The 18,993-nt window shown below is 71.0% G+C and carries 16 protein-coding genes; 6 read left to right on the forward strand and 10 right to left on the reverse strand.

Annotated elements, in window-relative coordinates; all coding sequences use genetic code 11:
* The first annotated feature begins 111 nt into the window (after nt 1–111).
* The 5 genes from JUB11_RS06755 (at nt 112) to JUB11_RS06775 (ending at nt 5,855) form a co-directional block, all read left to right on the forward strand.
* A complete protein-coding gene (locus JUB11_RS06755; RefSeq protein WP_207457565.1) occupies nt 112–873 on the forward strand; it encodes a GntR family transcriptional regulator in 762 nt (253 codons plus the stop codon).
* Nucleotides 874–904: 31 nt separating this feature from the next.
* A complete protein-coding gene (locus JUB11_RS06760; protein WP_207457567.1) occupies nt 905–1,939 on the forward strand; it encodes an SIS domain-containing protein in 1,035 nt (344 codons plus the stop codon).
* The gene (nagA, locus tag JUB11_RS06765; RefSeq protein ID WP_207457569.1) at nt 1,939–3,114 is read left to right on the forward strand and encodes an N-acetylglucosamine-6-phosphate deacetylase; all 1,176 of its coding nucleotides are present in this window, start codon (nt 1,939–1,941) and stop codon (nt 3,112–3,114) included. Before JUB11_RS06760 ends, nagA begins: the two co-directional genes overlap by 1 nt.
* The gene (locus tag JUB11_RS06770) at nt 3,111–4,028 is read left to right on the forward strand and encodes a Gfo/Idh/MocA family oxidoreductase (protein WP_207457571.1); all 918 of its coding nucleotides are present in this window, start codon (nt 3,111–3,113) and stop codon (nt 4,026–4,028) included. Before nagA ends, JUB11_RS06770 begins: the two co-directional genes overlap by 4 nt.
* 150 nt (nt 4,029–4,178) lie before the next feature.
* Entirely contained in the window at nt 4,179–5,855 is a 1,677-nt protein-coding gene (locus JUB11_RS06775) for a tetratricopeptide repeat protein (RefSeq protein WP_247886896.1), read from the forward strand.
* Between the two features lie 54 nt (nt 5,856–5,909).
* Here the strand turns inward: JUB11_RS06775 and JUB11_RS06780 are convergent, their stop codons facing one another.
* The 7 genes from JUB11_RS06780 to JUB11_RS06810 form a co-directional block, all read right to left on the reverse strand.
* Nucleotides 5,910–6,881, reverse strand: a complete 972-nt coding sequence (locus tag JUB11_RS06780; protein WP_207457575.1) for a PQQ-dependent catabolism-associated beta-propeller protein — start codon at nt 6,879–6,881, stop codon at nt 5,910–5,912.
* Nucleotides 6,882–6,932: 51 nt separating this feature from the next.
* The gene (locus tag JUB11_RS06785) at nt 6,933–8,159 is read right to left on the reverse strand and encodes an ABC transporter substrate-binding protein (protein ID WP_207457578.1); all 1,227 of its coding nucleotides are present in this window, start codon (nt 8,157–8,159) and stop codon (nt 6,933–6,935) included.
* A 26-nt stretch (nt 8,160–8,185) separates the two neighbouring features.
* Entirely contained in the window at nt 8,186–8,626 is a 441-nt protein-coding gene (locus tag JUB11_RS06790; RefSeq protein ID WP_207457580.1) for a hypothetical protein, read from the reverse strand.
* A gap of 211 nt (nt 8,627–8,837) precedes the next feature.
* A complete protein-coding gene (locus JUB11_RS06795) occupies nt 8,838–11,621 on the reverse strand; it encodes an ATP-binding protein (RefSeq protein ID WP_207457588.1) in 2,784 nt (927 codons plus the stop codon).
* A gap of 166 nt (nt 11,622–11,787) precedes the next feature.
* Nucleotides 11,788–12,942: an iron-containing alcohol dehydrogenase gene (locus tag JUB11_RS06800; protein ID WP_207457591.1), complete on the reverse strand. Its 1,155-nt coding sequence runs from the start codon at nt 12,940–12,942 to the stop codon at nt 11,788–11,790.
* An 81-nt stretch (nt 12,943–13,023) separates the two neighbouring features.
* Nucleotides 13,024–14,085 carry a Gfo/Idh/MocA family oxidoreductase gene (locus JUB11_RS06805; protein ID WP_207457593.1) on the reverse strand — a complete coding sequence of 354 codons (1,062 nt, stop codon included), beginning with the start codon at nt 14,083–14,085 and terminating at the stop codon, nt 13,024–13,026.
* Nucleotides 14,082–14,816 (reverse strand): GntR family transcriptional regulator, encoded by a 735-nt coding sequence (locus tag JUB11_RS06810; protein WP_348771373.1) that lies wholly within the window; start codon nt 14,814–14,816, stop codon nt 14,082–14,084. The genes JUB11_RS06805 and JUB11_RS06810 overlap by 4 nt, the downstream gene beginning before the upstream one ends.
* A 261-nt stretch (nt 14,817–15,077) precedes the next feature.
* Here JUB11_RS06810 and JUB11_RS06815 point away from each other — a divergent pair, with 261 nt between their 5' ends.
* Entirely contained in the window at nt 15,078–16,292 is a 1,215-nt protein-coding gene (locus JUB11_RS06815) for an EAL domain-containing protein (protein WP_207457597.1), read from the forward strand.
* Here the strand turns inward: JUB11_RS06815 and JUB11_RS06820 are convergent.
* The 3 genes from JUB11_RS06820 to JUB11_RS06830 all read right to left on the reverse strand — a co-directional run bounded on the left by JUB11_RS06820 (nt 16,269) and on the right by JUB11_RS06830 (nt 18,888).
* Entirely contained in the window at nt 16,269–16,862 is a 594-nt protein-coding gene (locus JUB11_RS06820) for a Uma2 family endonuclease (RefSeq protein ID WP_207457599.1), read from the reverse strand. The genes JUB11_RS06815 and JUB11_RS06820 overlap by 24 nt on opposite strands.
* Before the next feature lie 74 nt (nt 16,863–16,936).
* Nucleotides 16,937–17,875 (reverse strand): sugar kinase, encoded by a 939-nt coding sequence (locus tag JUB11_RS06825; RefSeq protein ID WP_207457602.1) that lies wholly within the window; start codon nt 17,873–17,875, stop codon nt 16,937–16,939.
* A 65-nt stretch (nt 17,876–17,940) separates the two neighbouring features.
* Entirely contained in the window at nt 17,941–18,888 is a 948-nt protein-coding gene (locus tag JUB11_RS06830) for a DMT family transporter (protein WP_207457604.1), read from the reverse strand.
* Nucleotides 18,889–18,993 lie beyond the last annotated feature (105 nt).

Raw genomic sequence — 18,993 nt, forward strand, 5'->3', positions numbered from 1 at the left:
GTGAAGGACGGGCCGATTCCAATTTCGGGAGCGGGCGGAAAGGAATGGTTGCGGTGTGGTATGTTATTGGTATTATCGGTCGTCCGCCACGAGCAGGAAGAGCCGCAGTCCATGTCCAGCCTCGGCAGCCCGAAGACGGCCTTCGACAAGAGCGCGCTGTCCGGCGAGCACCCGCTGCCGCTCTACATGCAACTCGCCCGCCACCTGCGGGGGCTGATCACGTCGGGCAGCCTGGGCGAGCGCGACGCTCTGCCGGGCGAGCGCGAGCTGGCGGAGATGTTCGAGGTGTCGCGCGTCACCGTGCGCAAGGCCCTGCGGGAGCTGAGCGCCGAAGGGCTGCTAAGCCAGCGCCAGGGGGCCGGCACCTTCGTGAACCGGAACCCGCACGTCGAGCAGAGCCTGTCCGCCCTGACCAGCTTCACGGAGGACATCGCCGCGCGGGGGATGAGCGCCGGATCGCGCTGGATCAGCCGCGCGACGGGACCCGCCTCGCCGGAGGAGGCGCTGGCGCTGGGGCTCAGCCCCGGCGCGCAGGTCGCCAAGCTGCGGCGGCTGCGGCTCGCCGACGGCATCCCGCTCGCCATCGAGTTCGCCGTGCTGCCTGCCCGTTTCCTGCCGGAGCCGGAGGCGCTGGACGGCTCGCTCTACCAGGCCCTGCGCGCCCGCGGTTACCCGCCCTTCCGCGCGCTGCAGCGCCTGTCCGCCGTCTGCCTGACGCCCGAGCAATCGCGGCTGCTGGAGGTGGCCGACGCCGCGCCCGCGCTCCATATCGAGCGGCGCAGCTTCCTGGAGGACGGGACGCCGCTCGAGCTGGTGCGGTCGCAGTACCGCGGCGACGCCTACGACTACATCGTCGAACTGAACCTCGTCTGAGACCCGCTGCAAACAACGGAAAAACGCTGCCATGACGCAAAGCACCACGGGAACGGCGCTGGGCCGCGAGGCCGCCGAGGCGCCCGCCGCCGCCCGCCGCCACATCGAGCGCAACCGCGCCGCCTTCGCCGAACTCGGCGCCCGGCTGCGCGCCGCACCGCCGCGCTTCGTCACCACCTGCGCGCGGGGCAGCTCCGACCACGCCGCCGTCTATGGCAAGTACCTGGTCGAGACGGCGCTCGGCCATCCGGTCGCCTCGGTCGGCCCCAGCGTCGCCTCGGTCTACGGCACGCGGCTCGACCTGCGGGACAGCCTCTTCATCGCCGTGTCGCAGTCCGGCCGCAGCCCGGACCTGCTGCGGCTGGCCGAGGCGGCCAAGGCCGGCGGCGCCGTGACCGTCGGCTTCGTCAACGACGAGGACTCGCCGCTGATGGCGCTCTGCGACGTGGCGCTGCCGCTCGGCGCCGGGCCGGAGACAAGCGTCGCCGCGACCAAGTCCTATCTTCTGTCCTGCCTCGCCTTCCTGAACCTGACCGCGCACTGGTCGGGATCGGCGGAACTGCTGGAGGCGGCGGAATCCGTGCCGGACGCGCTGGAGCGGGCGCTCGGCCTCGACTGGTGGCCGGCGCTGGAGACCTTGGTGCCCGCGCGCGGCCTGTTCGTCATCGGGCGGGGCACCAGCTATGGCGCGGCGCTGGAGATGGCGTTGAAGTTCAAGGAGACCTCCCGCCTGCACGCGGAGGCCTTCAGCGCCGCCGAGGTGATCCACGGGCCGCTGGCGCTGGTCGGGCCGGACCTGCCGGTGCTGGCGGTCGGGCAGGAGGACGAGGCCGCCGGCTCGATCAGGCAGGCGGCGGAACGCATCGCGGCGCTGGGCAGCCCGGTCTGGTCGGCGCTGGACGGCGCCGGGACCACGGCGCTGCCGACCATAGCCGGGCTGCACCCGGCCGTGGCGCCGCTCTGCCAGATCCAGAGCTTCTACATGGCGGTGCACCGGCTGGCGGTCGCGCGCGGCTATGACCCGGACGCGCCGGCCAACCTGCGCAAGGTGACGGAGACACGCTGATGCGGACCCTGCTCACCGGCTGCCGCCTGTTCACGGGCGAGAGCATGGCCGACGGCCTGTCCCTGCTGATCGAGGACGGGCTGATCCTGGACCTGCTGCCGGACGGCGCCGAGGCGCCGGGGGCGGAGCGGCGCCGGCTGCCCGAGGGGGCGATCCTGGCGCCGGGCTTCATCGACGCGCAGGTCAACGGCGCCGGCGGCGTGCTGTTCAACCGCACGCCCACGCGCGAGGCGGCGCTGGCCATCGCCCGGGCGATGCGGCCCTTCGGCACGACCGGCCTGCTGCCGACCTTCATCACCGACCGCCGGGACGGCCAGCGCGCCGCCTGCGCCGCGGCGCTGGAGGCGGCGGCCGACCCGCGGGGCGGGGTGCTGGGCATCCACATCGAGGGACCCTTCCTCAGCGAGGCGCGGCGCGGCGTCCACCAGGCGAGCTTCATCCGTCCGCCGGACGCGGACGACCTCGCGGAGATCTGCGGCCTTGCCCGGAGCATGGAGCCGCACGGCGCGCGGGTGCTGCTGACGCTGGCGCCGGAGGCGGTGGAGGACACGGCCATCCGCGGCTTCGCCGAAGCCGGCGTCGTCCTGTCCGCCGGCCACACGGCGGCGTCCTTCGAGCGGGTGGGGCAGGCGCTGGCCGCCGGCGTCCGCGGCTTCACCCATCTCGGCAACGCCATGCCGCCGGTCGTCAACCGGGAGCCCGGCCCGGTCGGCGCCGCGCTCGCCGACCGGAACGCCTGGTGCGGCCTCATCGTGGACGGGGTCCATGTCCATCCGGGGCTGCTGCGGGTGATGCTCGCGGCCAAGCCCCCCGGCACCATGTTCCTCGTCACCGACGCGATGGACCCCGTGGGCACCGACGCGGACCGGTTCGAGCTGTACGGCCAGACCATCCTGCGCCGGGATGGGCGGCTGGTGACGCTGGACGGCACGCTCGCTGGGGCCGACATCGACATGGCCTCGGCGGTCCGGAACTGCGTCACCATGCTCGGCCTTCCGCTGGAGGAGGCGCTGCGCATGGCCTCCCTCTACCCGGCGCGCTTCCTGCGGCTCGACGGCCGGTTCGGGCGGCTGGCGCCGGGCCTGCGCGCCGATCTCGTCCTGATCACGGAAGAGGTGGAGGTGCTGGCGACCTGGGTCGCCGGCGCCGAGGAGTGGCACGGACAGGAGGCATGATGCGCGTCGCGATGATCGGGCTGGGCGACATCGCCCGCAAGGCCTACCTGCCGGTGCTGGCGGCCCGCTCCGACCTGGACCTCAGCCTCATGACGCGGAACCGGGCGGTGCTGGACGAGCTGGGCGACGCCCACCGGATCCGGAACCGCCACACCGACATGGCGTCGCTGCTCGCCGGCGGGCTCGACGCCGCCTTCGTCCACGCGGCGACGGAGGCGCACGCGGCGCTGGTGGAGCCGCTGCTGCTGGCCGGCATCCCGGTCTATGTGGACAAGCCGCTGGACTATGGGCTGGCGGGATCGGAACGGCTGGTGCGGCTGGCGGAAAGCCGGGGCTGTTCCCTGATGGTCGGCTTCAACCGGCGCTTCGCCCCGCTCTACGCCGGCCTGCTCGGCCATCCGCGCGACCTGATCCTGATGCAGAAGAACCGCACGGCCTCGGCCGACGCGCCGCGCCGGATGGTGTTCGACGACTTCATCCATGTCGTGGACACGCTCCGCTTCCTGGCGCCGGGGCCGGTTCGGGACGTGGACGTCCGGTGGAAGCTCCGGGACGGGATGCTCCACCATGTCCTGCTGACGCTGTCGGGCGAGGGCTTCAGCGCCGTCGGCGTCATGAACCGGATGAGCGGCTCCACCGAGGAGATCCTGGAGGCGATGGGGGAGGGGAGCAAGAGGACGGTCCTCAACCTCGCCGACCGGCTGGACCATCGGGGCGAGGAGGTCCGGGCACGGCGCGGCGACTGGACGCCCGTCGCCCGCCAGCGCGGCATCGAGCAGGCCTGCGCGGCCTTCCTCGACGCCGTCCGCGAGGGGCGCCGCCTGTCCGCCGAGGACGCCCTGCGGACCCACGCGCTGTGCGAGGAGATCGTCGCGCGGATCGAGGGCCGCGGCGTTTCACGCGGCCTCCCCTGAGCCCCAGGCCGTTCCGTTGGACTCCGGCGGAACTGGGGCACGGCCGGACGCCATTGTGGACCGGGCGGTGAAAGACGTGGCAGGGTCCGTTTCACCGGCGGCCGGCGCCGGGGAACCGCGATGGCGGGGAACAGCGGACGAGAAACGGGCATGGACCTCGCGGACATCATGCGCAGCCACCAGCAGGGGGACCTGACGCAGGCGGAGGCGGGATACCGCGCGTTCCTGGCGGCCATGCCCGGCCATCTCCAGGCGCTTCAGATGCTGAGCATGCTGCTGATGCAGACCCGGCGTGCCGCCGAGGCCGCCGGCCTTTTCCGCGCGGTGGTGGAAGCACAGCCGGACAGCCCCGACCATTGGGCGAATTACGGAAGCCTGCTGCGCGGCGCCGGCCGGCCGGGTGCGGCCGATCACGCCTACCGGCGGGCGCTGGCGCTCCTGCCGGCCCATGGGGCGGGGGCCTTCAACCTGGCGAACCTGCTGGCCGCCCCTCCGCCCGCCGGAGGCGGCCGGCCGCTGGACGCGGCCGCCTGGTACGAGCGCATCCTGGCGGCGACGCCTGGTCACAAGCAGGCGCGGAACAATCTGGATGTCCTGCGCGGGCGGGAGTCCGTCCGGCTGGAAGCCGCGGCGCGCCGGGCGGTGGCGCTCGACCCGCAGTCGGTGAGAGGACACGACAGCCTGGCGCGGCTGCTCCAGCACCGCAGCGGTCTGCTCGACTGGTCACCGGGAAAGGCCTGTCCCGTCGATCTCGCCATGGCCGTGCAGGCCTTCGATCACCTGAGCAGGGTTCAGGCGGTGCATCCCGACGAACCGGGCAGCCTGCGGCCCTGGATGGCGCTGGCGCTGGACCTGTTCCAGTTGGGCGCTCTCGACGACCGGCGGCTGCAAGCGGTGGCCATCGCGGCGCGGCGGCGCCTGCGCGGCGACCCCAAGGACATCTTGGCGGCATCGCTGGTGGGCTATCACGCCTACCGCCGGGGCCGCCTCCCCCTCGCGTCACGTCTGCAGATGAGGTTCGCGGCCCGCTTCGCGGGCGGGGAGGAGACGGCTGCGGGAGAACTCGGCTACTGGTCCATGCTGCGGGCGGACGATGCCTTCTTCGAGCGGCTGCCGCCGGCCGACGCCGTGATCGCCCGGCTGCCGGACATGACGGTCGTGACGGATATTCCGGGGGGAAGCGACCCCGTCATCATGATGAGCGGCGACGAGGTCTATGTGCGCCGTTTCGGGCCGGACCTGCTCCGGTCGATCGGCGAGCACAGCCCCGGTGCGGCGGTGGTGCTGAACGTGGTGTCCCCCTCCCGCTCGCTGCTTGGGATGATCGAGGAGTGGCGGCAGCGCTATTCGCTGGTCATCGGCCTGTCCTGCGAGAGGACCGACCTGACCGGCTGGCAACCCGCCCAGCGCAGCACCTATTACGCCAGCGCGCGCTTCATCCGTGCCCGGCAGTGGCATGGTCATCTCGGGCGGCCGCTGATCGTGGTCGATCTGGACGCCACCGTGCGCGGCGACCTCCGGCGGCTCGCCGGCGAGATGGCCGGTCACGATGTCGGCGTCATGCACGACCGGCGCCGGCGCGGGCCCTTCCGCGATATACCCGTCGGCTTCGTCTACTACAACGACACGCCGGCCGCCGGTCGGTTCCTGGATACGCTGACGGCCTACATCGGGCATTTCCTGCTCGATGGCCGGCCGCAATGGATGCTCGACCAGACCGCCCATCTCGCCGTGCTCGACCGGTTCGGCCGCCGCGGGCCGGAACTGCGCGTCCGCCACTACGACTTCCAGACCTTTCCGCACTGCGACTTCGTGGGCGAGAAATAGCGGGTCCGTTCCGTTGCCGGCCGTTGGCGGCCGGCAAGCATCCTCCGGCGAAGGTCAGGGCTTGACGATCACGCCCCAGGGCGCGCCACCGACGGGAAGGCTCTTCACGACGCGGTTGCGCTCGAGGTCGATGACCGACACGTCGTTGCTGACGCCGTTGGTCGTGTAGAGACGCTTCTCGTCCGGCGACAGGGCGACGTTCCAGACGCGCTGCCCGACGAGATGGTACTTCTTCACCTCGTAGGTGACGGGATCGACCTCCGCCACGCGGTTGGAGGGGCCGAGCGCCACGAAGGCCCGCTTGCCGTCCTTCGTGATCTGGACGCCGACCGGCTGGATCGCCTCGCGCCGCACGCCGGGCACCTCGAAGCCAATCTTCTTCACGATGTCCTTGCTGGCGGTGTCGATCACGCTGACCGTTCCGCCGATCTCCGAGGAGACCCAGACCTGCTTTCCGTCCGGCGTGAAGCGGGCGACGCGCGGTCGGGCGTCGACCAGCACGTTGGCGGTGATCTCCTTGCTGTTCGTGTCGATGAAGTGGGCCATGTTCGTGGTCTCGGACGTGTTCACCAGGACCGACCCGTCCGGGCTGATGCCCATGCCCTCCGGTTCCACCCCGACCAGGATCTCGCCGGTGACGCGCTTGGATTCGATGTCCACGACGGAGACCATGTTGTCGTCCTCGTTGGCGACATAGAGGGTCTTCCCGTCGGGGTGCAGGTCGAACAGCTCCGGATCCGGGCCGGAGGGGAGCCGGTCCACGACCTTGCCGGCCTCCAGGTCCACCACGTCGATGCGGTTGTCGTCGCCGACGCAGACATAGACCTTCGTCATGTCCTTGCTGAAGATGATGCCGCGCGGACGCCGGCCGGTCTCGATGGTCTTCACGACGGTGAGCGTCGCGCCGTCGATCACGGAGAGGGAGTTGTCCTTTTCATTGGAGACGACGATGGTCTCGGCCCGGGCGGTCCCGGCGCCGGCCCCGAGTGCCGCCAGCAGCGCCGCGGCGGGCAGAAGCCTCTTCATGCTTTCCTCCTCAATTCTTGGTTCCGGTCCGGACTTGATCCCGGACCTGGCTTATCGGGCAAGGCTGCAGCGGCTTTCCGGCCGGTCGTCGCCCAGCGTGTCGAGCAGCGAGCCGGGATGCAGGAAGCCTTCCTGGGGCGAGACCGACACCAGCATGCGCGGGCCGGCGATCAGGATCGGCTGGCGGAGCTGCCCGTCCCAGGGCCGGTAGGTCAGCGCCTCGCCCTTGAAGGCGGCCAGCCCGAAGTCGCCGCTGCGGATGAAGGCGATCAGCCGGTCGGGGTCGGTGGCGTTGGTGCGGGTCGCCGCCTCGCCGATGCTGCGCACGGCCATCCAGGCGGCGTGGTCGCGCTCGGTCATCCAGCGTCCTGCCGCCTTCTCGAACCGGCTGTGGAGCTGGGTGGCGCCCCACTGCTCGTGCACGCGCGACCAGATCGTCGGCACCAGCCCCTGGGTTCCGGCCACGGGGCGCGGCAGCCAGGTGCGGTGGTCGAGATACTCGCCGAACTCGTCAGCCTCGTCGGCGACGACCAGCACGTCGTATTCCACCCGCTGCGTCGCCGTGGGGATGGCCGACTGCACGGTGGTGTGGCCGGTGTCGGAGCGCCGGTTGCCCGTCTCGAAGGTCCAGGGCCGCCGCTCCACGATCTTGGCGCCGAAGCGCTTTGCCGCTCGCTCCATCGCGTCGGCGAAGGCCTTGTCGCCGGGCGTCTGCCCGACCACCAGGAACCATTCCGGCCAGCGTTTCCAGACGAGATACTGGGCCAGAGCGTCGGCCAGCATGCGCCGGCTCGGTGCCGTGTGCAGCAGGTTGGCGCGGCAGGATTCGTTGCGCAGCACGTCGTCGGGTGCCCGCGCGTTGAAGATCAGCATCTTTTCCGCCGCCGGATCCGACGCGGCGGCGAGCAGCGGTTCGGCCGGCAGGTCGGCGACGACCAGCCGGACACCGTCGGCGGCCAGCTTGCGGATGGCTTCCGCCGGGTCGCCGTCGCGCGGCAGGACCGTCTCCACCAGTTCGTAGCGCTGGCCCATGAAGCGCCCGGTGGTGGCGTTGTCGGCGACGCCGAGCCGCGCGCCCTGAACCCCCTCGTCCTGGATGTCGGGCTCGAGGAAGGTCAGCGGGATGCGGGGCGGCTCCTCCCGCGCCAGATAGCCGATGCGGATCGTCTTGGCCTCGCCGGCGGGAGTGGCGGCGAGCGCCGCTCCCGCCCCGAACGACGCCACCAGAAGGACGCCGGCAAGGCCGGCCAGCGCCCGCGCGCGTGTCAGCGCCTTCATCACTTCCTCCCCCTGCTGCCCGCTGCCTACTGCTTGGCCTTCACGCTGATGCGGCCGCGCATCGCGTCCTGGAACGGCTCAATGAAGAAGTCGTAGTCGCCGGTCTTCACGGGCGTGAAGAAGACCTCCATCGTGCCCTTGGCGTCGAACTCCAGGCCGTGGATCCAGTTGGTGTGGACCTCCAGGTCTTCCACGACGATCTGGCGGATCAGCGCGTTGCGGAACAGGTCGGGCGCCCGGAACATGTATTCCTGCATGCCGGCGTTGGTGACCTCCAGCCGGTAGGCCTGCCCGGCCACCAGCTCGTAGGACTTCTGGGACATCAGCGTGTCGTCGGTGTCGGAGCCGAGCACGAGTTCCGGCAGGCGTTGCGGACGCTCGCCCGCCGGCGGCAGCTGGGCCTGCTGGGCCAGCGCCACGCCGGAGCACAGGGTCAGGCCCACGGCCAGGAGCATGGCTGCCTTCATGGGGATCCTCCTCATTCTTCTTCTGGTTCGTTTTTCAAGGTTGTTTGCGGGACGGACTATACGGACCGAACCTGACAGCAACCTGACACCGGAGCCCGGCGAGGTTCGATTCATCCGGGCGCGGCGGTTCGACCAGCACCGGATCTTCAAAGTCATCGGGTATGTTGAATCTGCCGGGCTTTCAAATCTGAAAGCGTCTGGAAACCGAAATCTATGCCGACGGAAGCAGCTTGCCGAGGATCTCGCCCAGTTGCCGGGGCGTCACCGGTTTGTGCATGAGTTCGAACCCGTGGGTCAGGGAGTCGCGGCGGGCTTCCGGTCCCGTTTCTCCCGTCAGGATGACACCCGGCACGCCGGTGCCATGCATCTCCCGGACCTTAAGGATCACCTCCGTCCCGAAGCGCCTCTCGCGCAGCCGGTAATCGGCCACGACGATGTCCGGCGCCTGCCCGGCCTCCCGCAGCATCCGGACGGCCTCATCGCAGGAGCCGGCGGCCAGCACGCCGTAGCCCCAGGCCTCGAAGACCGATTTGAGCGCGAGCAGCACGATGGAATCGTCGTCCACAAGGAGCACCAGCCGTCCATTGCCCGTCGTTTCCGCCGTGGCGGCCGGTGGCCGGGCGGGCAGGGCCTTGCCGAGAGGCACCTCGACCGAGAAGACCGATCCCTGCCCCGGCATGGAACGGACCTCGACCGGGTGGCCGAGGAGGCCGGACAGGCGCTGGACGATCGACAGCCCGAGGCCAAGCCCGTGGTTGCGGTCGCGCTCCGGGTTGCCGAGCTGGTGGAACTCGTCCCAGATCAGGTCCAGATGTTCGGATGGAATGCCGGCGCCCGTGTCGTGGACCTCGATCCGCAGATGTCCGCCGGCCGGGTGGCATTCGATGGCGATGCGGCCGGACTCCGTGTAGCGCACCGCATTTTCCACGAGGTTGTTGAGCATGCGCCGCAGCAGCGTGCGGTCGCTCCGCAGGCTGGCCGCGCACTGCCCGACCTGGAAGTCCAGCCCCTTGGCCGCGGCGACCGACGCGAAGTCGGCCGCGAGCTGCCCGAGGAGGCCAGCCGCCGGAAATTCCTCGATGACCGGCTGCGTGACGCCCGCGTCCAGGCTGGACAGGTCGAGAAGGCCGTCCAGGAGCATTTTCAGCGCGTCCATGCCGCGCCCGAGATGCCTCATCGCCTCGCGGCCCTGCTCGCCCCGCACGTGGGGGGCGAGGGATTCCAGGAACAGAAGCAGGGACTGCACGGGCTGGCGCAGGTCGTGGCTCGCCGCGGCGAGGAACCGGCTCTTCGCGACGCTGGCGCGCTCGGCCTCCTCCTTCGCGATCCGCAGCCTTTCCAGGGCTTCCAGCCGCCGGATGTTCTCGATCCTGTCCTGAACCTCCCGAAGCTCGTCCAGCCGCCGGGCCATGACGCCCTCGACCGCCCGCCGCAGCTCATCGGCGGTCTCCAGTTCCCAGTCCTGCCACCGGTTGCTGTAGCCGGCCCGCACCTCGCGCCAGAGTTCGAAGTTCTGGCGTGGGAGGATCATGTTTCCGCCGTTGCCCGGTTCGATCCGTTTGGTGGGTTCCCCCGCCCATGCGACGGTCTCCGCCTCCTGCGGCCTGAACCAGAGAAGCATGTCGTTGCGGCCCTCGCCGAGGAAGGCGGCCAGCACGCCGCTGGCGGTCTTGGCGTGCTTCACGAAGGGGACGTAGCGGTGCGGAAGGTCATGGGCGGTGAAGAGCGAGCCTTCGGGTGCCGTGTCCCTGATCCAGTCGGCGAGGCCGGCGACGTCGGCGCGCGGCGGGGCGGCTCCGGCCGGATGGACGTCGCCGTCGAGCACGAGGGCGGCGCCCGACGCTCCGAACAGCTTGCCCAAATCCAGCTCACGGCCGGTCAGGGCGCCGGCGAGGTCGCGTTGCCCGGCCGCCTGCCCGATCAGCCGGGAGCAGATGTTCATCTGGCGGTTCCGTTCCGCCTGAGCCTCCCCGGTCTCGACCTGGTACAGCCGCATGCCGAAGGCGCGGGCAAGGGTGAGGATGGCCTCCTCGGCGTCCGGGGAAACCCGGTGAGGGTTCCGGTGATGCCCGATGATCAGCCCCCACAGGGTTCCGTCCTTCAGCACGGAGGCGGACATGGACCCCTTCACCCCGATGTTGCGCTGGTACTCGCGATGGACGGGGGAGAGGCTCCGCAGCCGGGCGCCGGACAGGTCGAGCGGCGTGTCGCGCCGGTCCGGGGTGGAAAGCAGGGGAACGGCCGCGTGGTCGATGTCCGGAACGAAACGGATCAGGTTCTTCGTGTACAGGTCGCGGGCCTGCGCTGGAATGTCGGAAGAGGGCGAGCGCAGCCCCAGGAAGGATTGGGTCCAGTCGGCCACCTTGTCCTCCGCGATGGTCTCGCCGTTCCAGTCAGGGTCGAAACGGTAGACGAGCACCCGCTCGAAACCGGACAGGGCGCGCATAGCGCGGGCCATGGTCCGCGACAGCTCCTCGACCGTCCGCGCCCTTTGCAGGGTTCCCAGGACACGGTTGACGATGCCCTGTATCGAGGTTTGTCCGGCGGGCTCGGCGGGGTCGGTTACCGCTTCCGCCAGGATCAGGCCGCCGCTCACATGCACCCAGCCGGTCAGGGGGGCGGAAGCGCCGGGCCGGGGCGCAAGGGTCAGGCGCAGGGGCTCATGGAACGACAGCTCCCCGGCTTTCCATCGGCTCAGGGCCGCCTCGACGAAGGGGGCGGAGAGGCAGTCTCCGGCGTCCTGTCCGAGCACGGCCTGCGGCCCGGCGCCGAGCAGCGCCTCGGTGTTGCCCCCGCAGACGGCGACCCGCCGCGTCTCCGGATCGAAGGCCAGCAGCGCCCCATGAGGCTGGACGGTGCCCGGAATGTGGATCGGCTCGCGGGCGCAGGCATCGATGTCGATGGTCCGGCCTTCCATCCGCTCGCGAACCATGGTCCTGGCGCGTTCGGGGCCGATCTGGTCGGTTCCGCTGCCTTGGTTTCCAGTCTGATCCATGGGTTCGCCGGCCATCCTCGCGCTGTTCTTCAATGGCCTTCGGGCCGGCCGCACAACCTTCCTTTGAGAAGAACATAAGTCGGGCGCTTTTGTCGCGCACGGCCTCTTCCGCCGTTCCACCGGAACGCCTCACGCGGCGGCCACCTCCAGCAGCTGCGCGGCGATGTCAATAGGCGGCCTCGTACATCGCCAGCGCGTCCTCGTAGGCGACGTCACGGGGATTGTTGACGAGCAGGCGCTGCACGTTCATGGCGTCGCGCGCCAGCATCGGCAGATCCTCCCTCCTTACCCCGACCTCGCTCAGCCGATGGGCGTAGGGCATGTCGGCGAGGAGCGCGCGGATGGCCGCGACGAAGGCGTCCGCACCCTCCTCCGGATCGGTGAAGCGCCGGCCCGGCAGCATCGCCTCGGCGAGCTGGGCGTAAGGACGGTCGGCGGCCGGGCGGTTGAAGGCGATGACCGGCGCCAGCACCAGCGAATTGCTGAGCCCATGCGGCACGCCATAGTGGCCGCCCAAGGGGTAGGCCAGCGCATGCACGGCCCCGACCGGCGCGTTCGCGAAAGCCATGCCGGCGAGCAGCGAGCCCTGGAGCATGGCCGAGCGCGCCGCCACGTCGCCGCCGTTGATGATGGCGGTGCGGATGTTGGCGTGCAGCAGCTCCAGCGCCTTCAGCGCCAGCGCGTCGGACACGGGGTTCTTCTTGTGGCGGCTGGTGAAGGCCTCGATCGCGTGGACCATGGCGTCCACCCCGGTCATGGCCGTCACATGCGCGGGCAGGCCGAGCGTCAGCGTGCCGTCGAGCAGCGCCAGGTCGGGGTAGAGCTGCGGCGACACCACCCCCTTCTTCTCGTGACTGGGCGTCGTGACGATGGCGATGGGTGTCACCTCCGATCCGGTGCCGGCGGTCGTCGGCACCTGGATCAGCGGCAGGCGCTTTCCCTTCGCCAGCCCGATGCCGTAGATCTCCGGCAGCGGCTGCGGGGACCCCGCCAGCAGTGCCACCAGCTTCGCCGTGTCGAGCGAGCTGCCGCCCCCGAACCCCACGACGCCGTCAACACCGGCCTCCCTGGCCCGCTCGACCGCCGCCAGCACCGATTCCTCCGGCGGGTCGGCCAGCACGTCGGAGAAGACCGTGGCGGCTATCCCGGCCTCTCCGATGGCGGCCAGCACCGGCTCCAGCAGCCCGGCCCTGACCAGCCCCTGGTCGGTGACGAGGAAAAGCCGCGTGACGCCGAGATCGCGCGCCAGCGTGCCCAGGCCGGCGGAGGCGCCGGGCCGGCAGATGATGCGCGGCGTGGTTTCGAACACGAAGTCGGTCATGATGCGATGCTCCGCCCCAGTCCGGATGTGCCCCCGGAGTGTAGCAGCGCCCGCACCCGCTTGTCCGACCCGCCTTCCGGCCTACCCCTCCGCGATCTCCGTGACGCCGCCGCCGTCCGAGGCGCGCAGAAGGCCCTCGATCAGCCGGTGCACCTTCAGCGCTTCCCGCCCGTCCGCGCGCGGGCGTCCGCCCTGGTCGAGCGCGTCGAGGAAGTCGGCGAGCACGGCGCGGTGATGCTGGTTGGAGAAGGCCATGGGATCGGCGCCGCCGCCCAGCGTGCCGCCGGTTTCCCCCGCCCGGATCGTCTCGCCCGTGTGCAGCTTCGCCTCCAGCCGGTCGCCGGTCAGCACGGCCGAGCCGAGGGTGCCCGCGATCTCGATGCGCTCGGGGAAGCCGGGGTAGGAGACGGTGTTGGCGTCCACCGTCGCAAGCAGGCCGCTGTCGTAGCGCAACGCCGCCGCGACCATGTCCTCGGTGTCGATGGGACGCAGGCCGCTGGTGGCGGCGAAGCCGGCGATCTGCCTGGGCAGGCCGAGCAGGCTGACGAACAGGTCCAGCGTGTGGATTGCCTGGGTCAGCAGCACGCCGCCGCCGTCGCGCGCCTTCATGCCGCGGCCCGGTTGCGCGTAATAGGCGGCGTCGCGCCACCAGCGAACCACCACGGACGCCGACAGCGGCCGGCCCAGCGTGCCGTCGCGCAGCAGCTCGGACAGCCGTTCCGCCGCCGCGCGGAAGCGGTGCTGGAGCACGACGCCGAGCGTCAGCCCGGCGCGCTCCATCGTCTCGACCACGGCGCGTGCCCCTTCCGGCGTGGCATCCAGCGGCTTTTCCAGCAGCACATGCTTGCCGGCGGCGGCGCAGCGGGCCACCAGGCCCGCATGGGTGTCCGGCGGGGTGAGCAGCAGGATCGCCGACACGGTCGCGTCGTCCAGCAGATCCTCCATCCGCTCCACCACCGGCAGGCCGAAGCGCGCGGCGAAGGCGGCGCGGCGGTCGGGCGATGGGCTGTAGCCGCCGGCGACCTCCAGCCGCCCGGCGAGATCCAGCAGGCTCTGCGCGTGCGGCGTCGCCGCCATGCCCAGCCCGATCACGCCGACGCGGCGGCGGGTTGCGGCTGTGGGAACGGGTCGCGTCTGGGTCATGGCTCGGCCTCGGTGGGGGTTGACTGAAGGGGGGTGAAGTAGAGCGGCGTGGCGCCCCGGACATCCGCGATGGTCAGCTGCAGCCCGTCGATGTGGTCGCCGAGCAGCCGGGCGGCGCGGTCCGGGTCGTGGTCGGCGATGGCCGCGAGGATGCCCTCATGCTCGGCGATCACCGTCCCCATGCGGCCGGGCACTGGCAGCGTCAGGCGGCGGCAGCGGTCGATCTGCACCTTGACCTGCTGGACGATGGGCCAGAATCCGGGATATCCCGCGATCTCCGCGATCAGCGCGTGTAAGGCCTCGTCGGCCTGGTGGAAGCCGTCGGCGTCGCCCGCCGCGTCCACCTCGTGCTGGCGCTCCAGGTTGGCGCGCAGTGCGGCGATCTGGCTGCGGGTCGCGCGCTCGGCCGCGAAGCGGACCGTCGCCTGCTCCAGTGTCTTGCGGATCACGCTGGCCTCGGTGAGGGCCGCGACGGGGATGCGGGCGACGAAGGTGCCGGACTGCGGAAAGATTTCGATCAGCCCTTCATCGGCCAGCCGCAGCACGGCCTCGCGCACGGGCGTGCGGCTGACGCCGAAGGCCTCGGCGATCTGCTTCTCGGAGACGGGCTCCCCCGGCTTGCGGCGCATGCCCACGATGTCGGCGCGCAGGCTGCGGTGGATGGTGGTGGCCGCCGTGGCGCCGCGCTGTGGGGTGCGCGGAAGCGCCCTCGGCGCGGAGCCCGAGGTCACGGGACCACTGTCCTGAAGAGGGCCGCTCCGGCTTCTGGATGCCATGACTGCCGGTCCTCCTTCGCACCAAGCCAGCCTCATGAATACTAATATATCAATTCCGGACGCAAGCCCTTCCGTGCTCCGCCGGGGCCAGCCCTCTGCGTTCGGACTAACCCAGACGGCGAAAACTGGTGATCGGCTTCGCGCGTGCGGTTACTCTCGCCGGCGGAGCCTTCCTCCGGTGATCCGGCGGCGCGGCCCCTGCAAGGAGTTGGCGCCATGGGCACTGTTCGATTGGACGCGGGCGCGCTGGTCTTCTCGGAAGGCGAGCGGGGAGACCGCGCCTATCTGATCCGGTCCGGCCTCGTCGAGATCCTGGCCGAACGCGGCGGGCAGCCGGTGGTGCTCGCCCGGCTCGGCCCGGGGGAGCTGTTCGGCGAGATGGCGGTTATCGACGACCAGCCCCGCTCGGCGACGGCGCGCGCGCTGGAGCCGCTGGAACTGCTCGTCGTGACGCGTGAGATGCTGCACAGCCACATCGAGGCGGGCGATCCCGTGCTGGGCCAGCTGCTGCGCGTCCTGATCGGCCGCATGCGCCACGCCCAGAACGCGCTGGTCGAACGCATCGGCACGGCGGACGGGACCGACCTGACGGCCTCCGGCCCGGCGCCGGAACCGGCTGGCGAGCCGGGCGCCTTCGACTTCCTGATCCATGAAGTCGAACTCCGGCGGGCACTGGAGGCCGGCGAGTTCGAACCCTTCTTCCAGCCGATCGTGCGGCTCGACACGGGTGCGCTGGCCGGCTTCGAGGCGCTGGTGCGCTGGCGCCATCCCCGGCGCGGGATCGTCCCGCCGGCGGAGTTCCTGGAGGCGGCGGAGCGCTGCGGGGTGATCCACGCCCTCGACCTCCGCATGTTCGAGAGCGCCGCCCGCGCGCTGCTCGCGGCGGCAGGCGGCGGTGCGGATGGACCCTTCCTCAGCATCAATCTGTCGGGAAGCCATTTCGCCTCGGACGCCATCGTCGGGCGGCTCCGCGCCATCCTCGACGACACCCGTTTCCCCGCGCACCGGCTGAAGGTGGAGATCACCGAAGGCGTGCTGGTCGCCCGGCCGGACCAGGCGCTGGGGATCATCGAGGGCATCCACGGGCTGGGCGCCCAGGTGTCGCTCGACGATTTCGGCACCGGCTATTCGTCGCTGAGCTACCTGCACCGCTTTCCCATCGACGTGCTGAAGATCGACCGCAGCTTCATCGTCGGCATGGGCGAGAACGCGCGGACGGCGGCTATCGTCGAGGCGGTCGCCCGGCTTGCCCGCGGCCTCGGGCTGCGGGTGGTCGCGGAGGGCGTGGAGACCGAGGCGATGCTGGCGCCGCTCCAGGCACTGGGCTGCCATTACGGCCAGGGCTGGCATTTCGGACGGCCCATGCCGGCGGACGCCATGCGGCGGGTGGTCGGGGCGGGGCGCGTCCTAACCGGCGTCCCGCCGCTCTGACGGGACCGGCTCCAGCACGCCGTCGTAGATCTCCGCGAAGGCGATCTCGATGCCGAGCGACGCCAGCGGCAGCACGCCGTCCGGCCCGTCGATCTCGACCATCTGCCAGCCGGCGATCTCGTTACGCCAGCGGTGCAGGCGGCACAGATACTCGTCCTGCACGACCTCCACGATTTCCCGTACCCCCTCGACGTTCTTGAGGTCGCGGTAGCGGTTGGCCTTTTCGACCTGGCTCTTCCCGTCCGACGGAGAAACGATTTCGAAGAGCACGGTGGGCAGTCCGTCGCAGCGGACCAGCACATCGGGGATGCGGGCGCGGTCCCTGCTCTTGTCGCGGGGGACCGCGGCCGAACCGCCTTCCGGCCGGCAGGGCGTGCCGCGCAGCCGCGTCTTCAGGGCGGCCGCGAGGTTCGCCAGGATGGCGCCGTGTTCGGGCGTCGGGGCGGCCTGCGCGACCGGCTGTCCGTCCACGAGTTCGTAGCGCCAGGCCGGACCGAACTCGGACGGGTCCGTGGCAAGGAACTTCTCGACGGTCAGCGGCGGTGGCACCTGTCGCGCAGCGTTCCCCATGTCTTCCGCCCTCCAGTGTCAGGGCATCCTACCACAGGCTCGGACCGCCGCCAAAATCCCGGACGGGCAGACCTTCAGGACTGCGGCTTCAGGAACTCCGCCATCGCGTCGCGCGGGATGATGGCGCCGCGGTGCTGGATGACCACGGCGGCGATCCTGTGAGCGGATCGTGCCGCCTCGGCCGGGCTGCGGCCTTCCAGACGCGCCGTCAGATAGCCGGCGCTGAAGCTGTCGCCGGCCGCCGTGGTGTCCACCACCGTCGCGACGCGCTCGGACGGCACCTCCAGGTCCGGGCCGTCGCCGGCGACGATGCAGCCGGGCTCCTCCAGCTTCAGGACGATTTCCGGCACGCCGGCGGCGCGCACGCGCTCCAGCACGGTGGCGGCGTCGGCGTCGCCGTACAGGTCGCGCAGGTCGGTCACGCCGGGCAGGGCGATGTCGGTGCGGCGGAGCATGTCGTCATAGGCGCGCATGGCCGTTTCCTTGTCCGGCCACAGGCGCGGGCGCCAGTTGGTGTCGAAGGCGACGCGCCCGCCGCGCTCGCGCAGCCGGTCGAGCAGCGGGAACAGCGCCGCGCGCCCGCGCTCGCCCCAGATGCCGAGGCTGATGCCGGAGAGGTAGAGCAGGTCGTAGCCCTCCAGCGCCTCGATCAGGGCGGGGGAATCCGGCAGAACGAACAGCTCGCGCGCAGGGGCGGAGTCGCGCCAGTAGAGGAAGCGCCGCTCGCCCCGGTCGTCCGTCTCGATCATGTAGAGGCCCGGCACGCGGCCGGGCACGCGCAGCACATGGCCGGTGCCGACGCCCTCGCCCTGCCAGGACGCGACCATCGCGTCGCTGTTCGGGTCGTCGCCCAGCGCCGTGACGTAGTCCACCGGGGCGCCGAGCCGCGCCATGTAGACCGCCGTGTTCAGCGTGTCGCCGCCGAAGCCCATGCTGATCAGCCCGTCCGGACGGCGGGACAGCTCGATCATGCATTCGCCCAGGGCCGCCACCCGGCGCGCGGAAACACCCATCGCCAAACTCCCCCGATCTTCGGTTTCGATATCTAAAGCTTCTGTGGAATTCATGCCCGCCGGACTCATGCCCGCCGCGCCATCGCCGCCTCGCGGGCACGGATGCGCTCGCGGTGGGCGGTGTAGAGGCCGCTCGCGATGATGATGCCCGATCCGGCGAAGGTCCAGGCGTCCGGCACCGCGGCGAACACCAGATAGCCCAGCGCCGTGGACCAGACCAGCTGGATATACGAAAAGGAGGCCAGCACCGAGGCGTCGCCGTAACGGTAGGCCTGGACCACCAGCCACTGCCCGATGGTGGAGACGAGCCCGATGAAGAGGCCGAGCGCCAGTTCCGGCCCCGTCGGCACGCGCATCTCCAGGGGCAGCAGCAGGGTCAGCGCCGCCAGCCCGGTGAGCGCGCTCCAGATCAGGGTCGTGTTCGGATTCTCCTGCCCGGTCATCTTGCGGGTGATGATGATGCCGCAGGCCCAGCACATGGCCGAGAGGATCGGGAAGACCGCCGCCGGCTGGAAGGCGGCTCCGCCGGGCCGCATGACGATCATCACGCCCACCAGCCCGGCCAGCACCGCCGCCCAGCGGCGCGGGCCGATCCGCTCGCCCAGGAACAGGATCGACAGGACCGTGACGAAGACGGGCGACACGTAGCTGGTCGCCGCCGCCTCGGCCATCGGCAGGTAACGCATGGCGATGATGAAGAACAGGGCCGAACCCAGCATGCCCAGCCCGCGCAGGACCTGCAGCCCCGGCCGCGCCGTCCGCACCACCGCCGTGCCGTCGCGCATCACCAGCGGCAGCATCAGCAGCGTGAAGCCGAAATAGCGCATCCAGCCGATCTCGATGGAGGGCAGGGTCTGGCTGAGATACTTCGCCGCCGCGTCCGAGCAGGAGAAGAAGGCCATCGCCACGACGACCATCAGGATGCCGCGCAACGGGTTGTCCGAGCGGGCTCCGGCGGGAGCCATGGTGGCGAATCCGGCCTTCGCGGCGCTTTCGGTGGTGCAATCGGGCATGGGCCGGTCCGGCTGTTCGGGGCGGGAGGTCGGAACCGTGACGGCGTAGCAGCCCGCCGGCCTCCATTCAACGGTCCTGCGGCCAAACCGTGTTTGGTCCGGGGG

This window comes from Azospirillum sp. SYSU D00513, assembly GCF_017356015.1.
In the GTDB taxonomy this organism is placed as follows: domain Bacteria; phylum Pseudomonadota; class Alphaproteobacteria; order Azospirillales; family Azospirillaceae; genus Azospirillum.

Bases quoted from the DNA above. Each gene is read 5' to 3' on its own strand.
- nagA (WP_207457569.1), top strand. From the start codon at position 1,939: ATGCGGACCCTGCTCACCGGCTGCCGCCTGTTCACGGGCGAGAGCATG.
- JUB11_RS06770 (WP_207457571.1), top strand. From the start codon at position 3,111: ATGATGCGCGTCGCGATGATCGGGCTGGGCGACATCGCCCGCAAGGCC.
- JUB11_RS06760 (WP_207457567.1), top strand. From the start codon at position 905: ATGACGCAAAGCACCACGGGAACGGCGCTGGGCCGCGAGGCCGCCGAG.
- JUB11_RS06780 (WP_207457575.1), bottom strand. From the start codon at position 6,881: ATGAAGAGGCTTCTGCCCGCCGCGGCGCTGCTGGCGGCACTCGGGGCC.
- JUB11_RS06795 (WP_207457588.1), bottom strand. From the start codon at position 11,621: ATGGATCAGACTGGAAACCAAGGCAGCGGAACCGACCAGATCGGCCCC.
- JUB11_RS06790 (WP_207457580.1), bottom strand. From the start codon at position 8,626: ATGAAGGCAGCCATGCTCCTGGCCGTGGGCCTGACCCTGTGCTCCGGC.
- JUB11_RS06825 (WP_207457602.1), bottom strand. From the start codon at position 17,875: ATGGGTGTTTCCGCGCGCCGGGTGGCGGCCCTGGGCGAATGCATGATC.
- JUB11_RS06805 (WP_207457593.1), bottom strand. From the start codon at position 14,085: ATGACCCAGACGCGACCCGTTCCCACAGCCGCAACCCGCCGCCGCGTC.
- JUB11_RS06755 (WP_207457565.1), top strand. From the start codon at position 112: ATGTCCAGCCTCGGCAGCCCGAAGACGGCCTTCGACAAGAGCGCGCTG.
- JUB11_RS06800 (WP_207457591.1), bottom strand. From the start codon at position 12,942: ATGACCGACTTCGTGTTCGAAACCACGCCGCGCATCATCTGCCGGCCC.
- JUB11_RS06830 (WP_207457604.1), bottom strand. From the start codon at position 18,888: ATGCCCGATTGCACCACCGAAAGCGCCGCGAAGGCCGGATTCGCCACC.
- JUB11_RS06775 (WP_247886896.1), top strand. From the start codon at position 4,179: ATGGACCTCGCGGACATCATGCGCAGCCACCAGCAGGGGGACCTGACG.
- JUB11_RS06785 (WP_207457578.1), bottom strand. From the start codon at position 8,159: ATGAAGGCGCTGACACGCGCGCGGGCGCTGGCCGGCCTTGCCGGCGTC.
- JUB11_RS06815 (WP_207457597.1), top strand. From the start codon at position 15,078: ATGGGCACTGTTCGATTGGACGCGGGCGCGCTGGTCTTCTCGGAAGGC.
- JUB11_RS06820 (WP_207457599.1), bottom strand. From the start codon at position 16,862: ATGGGGAACGCTGCGCGACAGGTGCCACCGCCGCTGACCGTCGAGAAG.